The organism is Selenomonadales bacterium, assembly GCA_017442105.1.
Classification (GTDB): Bacteria; Bacillota; Negativicutes; order RGIG982; family RGIG982; genus RGIG982.
On the sequence record JAFSAX010000101.1, the window covers coordinates 1 to 7,938 of the forward strand.

The 7,938-nt window shown below is 54.7% G+C and carries 5 protein-coding genes; 2 read left to right on the forward strand and 3 right to left on the reverse strand.

Features of this window, described 5'->3' with window-relative positions; all coding sequences use genetic code 11:
• On the forward strand, nucleotides 1-790 hold a 790-nt coding region (locus IJN28_04035; protein MBQ6712941.1), incomplete at its 5' end, for a CoA-disulfide reductase.
• 55 nt (nucleotides 791-845) lie between these two features.
• Here the strand turns inward: IJN28_04035 and cadA are convergent.
• The 3 genes from cadA to IJN28_04050 form a co-directional block, all read right to left on the reverse strand.
• The gene (cadA, locus tag IJN28_04040) at nucleotides 846-2,960 is read right to left on the reverse strand and encodes a cadmium-translocating P-type ATPase (protein MBQ6712942.1); all 2,115 of its coding nucleotides are present in this window, start codon (nucleotides 2,958-2,960) and stop codon (nucleotides 846-848) included.
• Nucleotides 2,961-3,124: 164 nt separating this feature from the next.
• Nucleotides 3,125-4,444, reverse strand: a complete 1,320-nt coding sequence (locus IJN28_04045) for a lipase family protein (protein ID MBQ6712943.1) — start codon at nucleotides 4,442-4,444, stop codon at nucleotides 3,125-3,127.
• Between the two features lie 23 nt (nucleotides 4,445-4,467).
• Complete coding sequence (locus tag IJN28_04050; GenBank protein MBQ6712944.1) at nucleotides 4,468-4,713, reverse strand: hypothetical protein; 246 nt, start codon at nucleotides 4,711-4,713, stop codon at nucleotides 4,468-4,470.
• Between the two features lie 344 nt (nucleotides 4,714-5,057).
• Here IJN28_04050 and nifJ point away from each other — a divergent pair.
• The coding region (gene nifJ / locus IJN28_04055) for a pyruvate:ferredoxin (flavodoxin) oxidoreductase (protein ID MBQ6712945.1) at nucleotides 5,058-7,938 on the forward strand (2,881 nt) is incomplete at its 3' end.

Genomic DNA, 7,938 nt, shown 5'->3' on the forward strand with positions numbered 1-7,938 from the left:
AGTCACCGACTACATCACGCGCAGACCTGCCCTCATTCCGCTCGCAGGCCCTGCGAACAAGCAAGGCCGTATCGCCGCGAACAACATCGCAGGCCGTCCCGAAGTGTACAAGGGCACGCAAGGCTCGTCCGTCCTCAAGGTATTCGACATGACGGCAGCTTCGACGGGCGCAAGCGAAAAGAGCCTCAAACGCGCAGGTATCGCGTATGAAAAATCGTACACGCACTCGCTCTCGCACGCAGGCTACTACGGCGGTGCAACACTCATCAGCCTGAAGCTCCTCTATGCACCGCATACAGGCAAGCTCCTCGGCGCACAAGCCATCGGCAAAAGCGGTGTCGAAAAACGTATCGACGTCCTCGCAACGGCTATCCGTGCCGGTATGAGCGTATTCGACCTCGAAGAACTCGAACTGACGTACGCACCGCCGTACTCCTCGGCGAAAGACCCCGTCAACATGGGCGGTTACGTCGCATCGAACCTCATCAAAGGCGACTGCGCGGCGATCCATTGGGACGAGATCAATACCGATGACAGCGGTTACCTCGTAGACGTACGCACACCGTACGAATATAAACGCGGCACCATCGGCAACGCTGTCAATATCCCTGTCGATGAACTCAGAGGGCGCCTTGCAGAGCTTCCGACCGACAAGCCGATCCACATCATCTGCCAAGTAGGCCTTCGCGGTTATATCGCGTACCGCATCTTAGCGGCACACGGCTTCACGGGCATGAAAAACCTCAGCGGCGGCTACTACCTCTACAATACCGCAATGAACGGCAAATAATCGAATACAACAAAAACGCTGTGAGCGCACCTGCCCACAGCGTTTTTTTCCTATATCACGACTGTCTGCAACAGGAATCGTGACACGCTTTTTCTTTCGTTTTATCTCCCTTGAGAAGCCGCACCGCATTCAAGACGCACAGAAGTGCCACGCCCGTATCGGCGAATACCGCCAGCCACATCGAAGCCATGCCGACAAGACCGAGTACGAGGACGAGTGCCTTTACGCCGAGCGCAAGTGCGATATTCTGCCGTGCGATCCGCATCGCACTACGCGCCGTACGGACGGCTTCTGCCACCGAGCCGAACGCAGAGCGCATCAAGACGACATCTGCCGCCTCTGCCGCCGCACTGCTTCCGCTTGCAAACGCCATGCCGACATCAGCTCCTGCCAGCACAGGCGCATCGTTGAGCCCGTCGCCGACGAACGCGACCTTGCCGTACTGTTCGCGCAGAGAACGCACCGCAGACAGCTTATCGCTTGGCAGCATCTCTGCCCTGACGTCTTCGATACCGACAGCCGAGGATACGAGATGCGCGCTCTCCTCTCTGTCGCCCGTCAGCATCACCGTACGAAGTCCCATTGCCGTAAGCGACGACACGCCGTCTTTGGCATCACACTTGATCGTATCACCGATGATAAGCGTCGCTTCATGCACACCGTCTACGGCAAGAAGAACGACTGTACCGCCCGCCTCCTCACCGACGACACGCACACCACAGCGCGCAAGAAGACTGCTTCTTCCGAGCAGGATACGCCGACCGCATACCACCGCGGCAAGCCCTTCGCCTGCATATTCCTGCGCCGATTCGGCGACCGACAGCACAAGTCCTTCCGCTTCTGCCCGCCGAACGAGTGCCTTGGCAATGGGGTGCGATGACATCATCTCCGCAGAGCCTGCCAGAGCCAGTACCTCCTCGCGCGACAGACTGCCGCGAAGCACGATATCCTGACAGACGAAATCGCCCTCCGTCACCGTACCCGTCTTGTCGAGCGCGACGACTTGTGCCGCAGAGAGAGCCTCGAGTGCCAGACCGCTCTTAAAGAGGATACCGCGCCGTGAAGCTGCCCCGATACCCGAAAAGAAGCTGAGCGGTACCGACAAGACGAGCGCACACGGACAGCTTATCACAAGGAACGTGATAGCCGTATAGAGCCAGTCATGCCAGTTGCCCGTCACCACAGACGGCACGACAGCCGTCAGAACTGCCACTCCGACGACAAACGGCGTATACACTCGCGCGAACCGCGTAATAAACCGCTCCATCGTCGGTTTCGTATCGGCCGCCTCCGCCACAGCCTCCATCATGCGATACGCGAACGACGTTTCAAGCGTCTTTGTCGCACGAAGCACGAGCACGCCCTGCAAGTTGAGTGTGCCGCTCATCACCTCATCGCCCTTTCGCACGCGGCGCGGAACAGCTTCCCCCGTCACGGGCGACGTATCAAGACGGCTCTCACCCTCAACGATCACCCCGTCGAGCGGGATACGGTCGCCTGCACGCACGCGCAAGATGTCGCCGACCTTTGCCGCCTCGGCAGGAATAACGATCTCTCTGCCGTCCGCATCGAGCAGACTGACTGTTTCGGGACGCATCAGCGACGCATCACGCACAGCACGACGACTGTTCTGTTCGGCTCGCTTCTGCATCCCTTCACCGAACAGATAAAACAGCATGATCGCCGCGGCTTCTTCATACTCGCCGATGATGAGCGCACCGATCGTCGCGACCGCCATCAAGAAATTCTCATCGAACAGTCGCCCGCGCACAAGATCTCGCCCTGCGATCATCAGCACCTCATAGCCTGCCACCAGATACGCTAAGACAAACAGCGCAATACCCTCTGCCGTATCCGTACCGAATACAAAGCCGAGGACGAACAGCACCGCCCCGACCGCAAGCTTGCCCCACTCCTCGAAAAAGCCCTTCTTCTCCTGCGTCACATCACGGAGCGTACCCTCCGCACGAAGCATTACACCATGCTCGATGCTCTCGCAGACAGACTGCAGCTGCTCCGTCAAGTCCTCCTCGCTCACCACCGTCAGTCTGCGCGACGCAAATGACAGCGTCGCCTCCGATACCGCAGGCAAAGCGCATATCTCGCGCTCCATCTTCGCGGCGCAGTTCGCACAGCCGAGATTCTCGACCGTATACGTTCTTTTCATCATCTGTGCCCCTCTCTATCGTCTGCAAGCCCTACCGGGCTCATCACAAACTGCTTTTATCAGCATCATTATATCATACTTATACAGTATGCAAAACACGCACCTGCTTGTCCGCACCGCATTTCGGGCAAAAAAAGAACGCCCCTCTCGCAAGGAGCGTCCCACTCTTACAATATCTCCTCTACATCCTCCCACGCAGAAAACGATGAGCGGATAAAGCTCTCCATCGCCGTCATACGGCGCGTATCGGTCGAATGAGAATGGATACCGACGATCGTATTTTCTTCAAGATCATGGATCGTGTGCGTATATACGATATAATGCTCGTTATACTCCTCGCGCATCGGGATATCTCTGACGGTCGAGGTCACGAGATAACGACAGCCCGCCTCTTGTGCGCGCGTTTCGGCATCAACATCGTCCTCTGCCAGCACGAATCCGTCCGCATGGAGCCGTACGACATCGGCAAACGCCATCTTCATATACGCCGCGTCCTTATCGAACTTCATATCAAGCTCCGTCACCATCGGTGTCACGTATACCTTCGCCTTGCCTGCTTTTGATGCACGCTCGCACGGTTCATACGGCACCGCACCGTCCTTCATACCGACGACATCGTAGTAGTCCTTCAAGACAACATCGAAATACTCCGTGATATTGTGGCTCGACGCACTAAGCCCCAACGGCAGCTTCTCGCGCGCATCGAGCTTTTTCTCCGTGCCGAACTGTTCGTATCCGCCCGCCACCTTCTGGAGCGCGATCACGATCGGGTCGCCCTTCATCGTGATACGCACGAGCGGAAGATGCTCATACGCACGCGCGAACGCATCATTGCCCACCGCAGGCGCGCCGAACGTCATGATATGTATCTGCTCGGGCATGATACCGAGGTCGAAAAGTCTTGCCCCGAGGATCGTCACCGCCGCACCGCCGAGGCTGTGCCCCGTCAGATAGACATGCGCATCACGATTCTCTCTAAGAATATCGACGAGCGAGCGCATACCGCCGTCTGTCTTCACCTCTACCGTCAACAGATGAAGTGCCAGCTTGTCAAAGCCCTTATGTACGCGAAGCTCGGACGCATCGTTCTTCGTCAAAGGGCGCTCTGCCATCTCACGAAACTCTGCGATCGTACTTCCGCCGTACGGCACCTGCTTCATCTTCAAATCAAGACGGACATCCCTCACATCGTTCGTCCCTGCCACCGCAAGAAGAAAACTGTTCTTTCCGTTATCCGTCTTTTTCGCGATGAGAAACTCCGCACTCACCTTGCCGTCCATCGTCGCATATCGGTCGATCTCCCAGCCGCCCGCCGAAAGATAGCTCTCGAAAAGGTGTGCATTCCTGTCATCATACGACGCCATACAGCCAGCCGCACTCACAACACGTGCCCTCGCCTTTTGTACATTGTCGGGCGCGGCAAACACGCACCCGCACCACAAAATACAAAAGGCGAGGCAGATAAGCCTTACGATACACTGCTTCATCTGCTTCGCCTCCGATATGACTCTTATTCTTCCTCTTCGCAATCGCATGCAAGCATCTCGTCTTCGAGATCTTCATACGTATCGAGGATATTGTTGTGATGCTCATCGAGTGCATCGCTGATCAAACGAAGGATCGCGTTCGTCTGTTCTTCCGGAAGGCCGATCGCCATAATGATATCGTCAAGACGATCTTCCAAAATATCAATATCTTCTTCGAACAATACCGGAACTTCCTGTTCCATTTCTTCCAAGCATTTTTCTTCGCACATAGTTACATTCCTCCTGTCAGCCGAAGCTGTTTTTCTCTTATCTTGTCTTCATTATACCACAACTTGCCCCATTTCTCACTACTTGCGAAAGCAATTTTTTCACAGAATAGTTTCAATAGTCCGCATATTATGCTACAACCTTTTCTTTTGTTAGTCAAAGAGCATTTTTCCTTTATAATTGAAACTGATTCTTACTATTTGTTTATAAATTACCCTGTAATTATGCGAAAATTTTCACATATCAGTCAATATTCTATTGCAATTTTCTGTCAATTGCGTTACAATTAAAATACGTATAACATACGTGTCGACCACCAATCTATTTCTGAAAGGAAGTAATGTTCATGCAGAAACCAATGAAAACTATGGATGGTAACACAGCTGCCGCGTACGTATCGTATGCGTTCACCGATGTAGCTGCGATCTTCCCGATCACGCCGTCCTCCAACATGGCAGAATCCGCGGACGAATGGGCTGCCGTTGGCAAAAAGAACATCTTCAATCAACCGGTTAAAATCGTAGAAATGCAGTCTGAAGGCGGTGCGGCAGGTGCCGTTCACGGTTCGCTTCAAGCAGGCGCACTCACGACGACGTACACAGCATCTCAGGGTCTTCTCCTTATGATCCCGAACATGTACAAGATCGCCGGCGAACTTCTCCCGGGCGTATTCCACGTCAGCGCACGTACAGTCGGTGCGAACGCGATCAGCATCTTCGGTGACCACTCCGACGTTATGGCTTGCCGTCAGACAGGCTTCGCTCTCCTCGCTGAAAGCAGCGTACAGGAAGTCATGGACCTTGCCGGTGTTGCTCACCTCTCCGCGATCAAAGGCCGCGTACCGTTCCTCAACTTCTTCGACGGTTTCCGTACGTCCCATGAAATTCAGAAAGTCGAACTCATGGACTACAAAGACCTCGAAGCACTCCTTGACAAAGATGCCGTAGACGCGTTCCGCAAACGCGCCCTCAACCCGGATCATCCGGTGCTCCGCGGTACGGTACAGAACCCGGATATCCACTTCCAGCAACGCGAAGTTGCAAACAAATTCTACGAAGCTCTTCCGGACATCGTATCCGACTACATGGACGAGATCAGCAAGATCACGGGCCGCGAATATCACCCGTTCAACTACTACGGTGCGCCTGACGCAGACCGCATGATCGTAGCAATGGGCTCCATCTGCGGCGTCGTAGAAGAGATCGTTGACTACCTCAACGCTCACGGTGAAAAAGTAGGTCTTCTCAACGTTCACCTCTATCGTCCGTTCTCGACGAAACACTTCTTCAAATACATCCCGAAAACAGTCAAAAAGATCGCTGTTCTCGACCGTACGAAAGAAAGCGGCTCCCTCGCTGAACCGCTCTACCTCGACGTTAAATCCGCATTCTACGGCACGGATTGGCAGCCGCAGATCGTTGGTGGTCGCTGCGGTATCGCAAGCAAAGACACGATCCCTGCCCACATCCACGGTGTATTCGAAAACCTCAAACTCGATGCTCCGAAAGACAACTTCACAGTTGGTATCGTAGACGACGTAACGTTCACGAACCTCCCGCTCGGCGACGACATCGACACGACGCCGGCTGGCACGACAGCTTGTAAATTCTGGGGTCTCGGTTCCGACGGTACGGTCGGTGCTAACAAATCCGCTGTTAAAATTATCGGTGACCACACGGATATGTACGCACAGGCATACTTCGCATACGACTCCAAAAAATCGGGCGGCGTCACGATCTCGCATCTCCGTTTCGGTAAAGAGCTCATCAAATCGCCGTACCTCATCAACAAAGCAGACTTCATCGCTTGCCACAACCAGTCCTACGTAACGAAATACGACGTACTCGCAGGTCTAAAACGCGGCGGTAACTTCCTCCTCAACTGCAACTGGAGCGCAGAAGAGCTCGAAGCGAACCTCCCGGCAAACATGAAACGCGTTCTCGCACAAAAAGAAGCGAACTTCTACATCATCGACGCTGTTAAGATCGCGCAAGAGATCGGTCTCGGCGGCCGCATCAACATGATCATGCAGTCCGCATTCTTCAAAATTGCAAACATCATCCCGGTAGAAGACGCAGTCGCTCACCTCAAAGACGCAGTAGTCAAATCCTACGGCAACAAAGGTCAGCACATCGTTGACATGAACAACGCCGCTATCGATCAAGGCGTCAACGCGATCGTCAAAGTAGACATCCCGGCAGCTTGGGCTGACGCTCAGGACGCTCCGGCAGAAGCAAAAGCAGAAGTACCGGAATACATCAGCAAGATCCTCGAACCGATGAACCGTCAGGAAGGCGACTCCCTCCCGGTAAGCGCATTCGTAGGCATCGAAGACGGTACATATCCGCTCGGAAGCGCAGCGTACGAAAAACGCGGTATCGCGATCAACGTACCGGAATGGCAGCTCGACAAATGTATCCAGTGTAACCAGTGCTCGTATGTATGTCCGCATGCAGCGATCCGCCCGGTACTCCTCACGGCTGAAGAAGCAGCTGAGCTCAACGTACCGAATAAACCGGCAGTCGGCGCAAAAGACCTCCTCTTCACGATGGCCATCTCCCCGTACGATTGTACAGGTTGCGGCAACTGTGCTCAGGTCTGCCCGGCAAAAGAATCCGCACTCGTTATGAAACCGCTTGACACGCAGGTAGCAAAAGCTCCTCAGTGGGATGCACTCGTCAAAGTTGCTCCGAAAGCTAACCCGTTCAACGTGAAAACGGTCAAAGGCAGCCAGTTCGAACAACCGCTCCTCGAATTCTCCGGCGCATGCGCAGGCTGCGGCGAAACTCCGTACGTCAAACTCGTTACTCAGCTCTTCGGCGACCGCATGATGGTAGCCAACGCTACAGGCTGTTCTTCCGTATGGGCAGGCTCCACCCCGTCCGTACCGTACACCACGAACCACAAAGGCCACGGCCCGGCTTGGGGCAACTCCCTCTTCGAAGACAACGCCGAATACGGCCTTGGTATGTTCCTCGGTGTCAAACAGATTCGCGAAAAACTCGCCAACGAAGTAGCAGCAGCGATCGAAGGCTGTCCGGACGCAGAACTCAAAGCAGTCCTCCAAGACTGGTATGACAACCGCGACCTCGGCGACGGCACTCGCCAGCGTGCAGACAAAGTCATCGCAGCGATCGAACCGCTCGTAGACAAATGCCCGCACCTTGCAGCTATCTGGCAGGATAAAGACTTCCTCGTAAAACGTTCCCACTGGATCATCGGCGGCG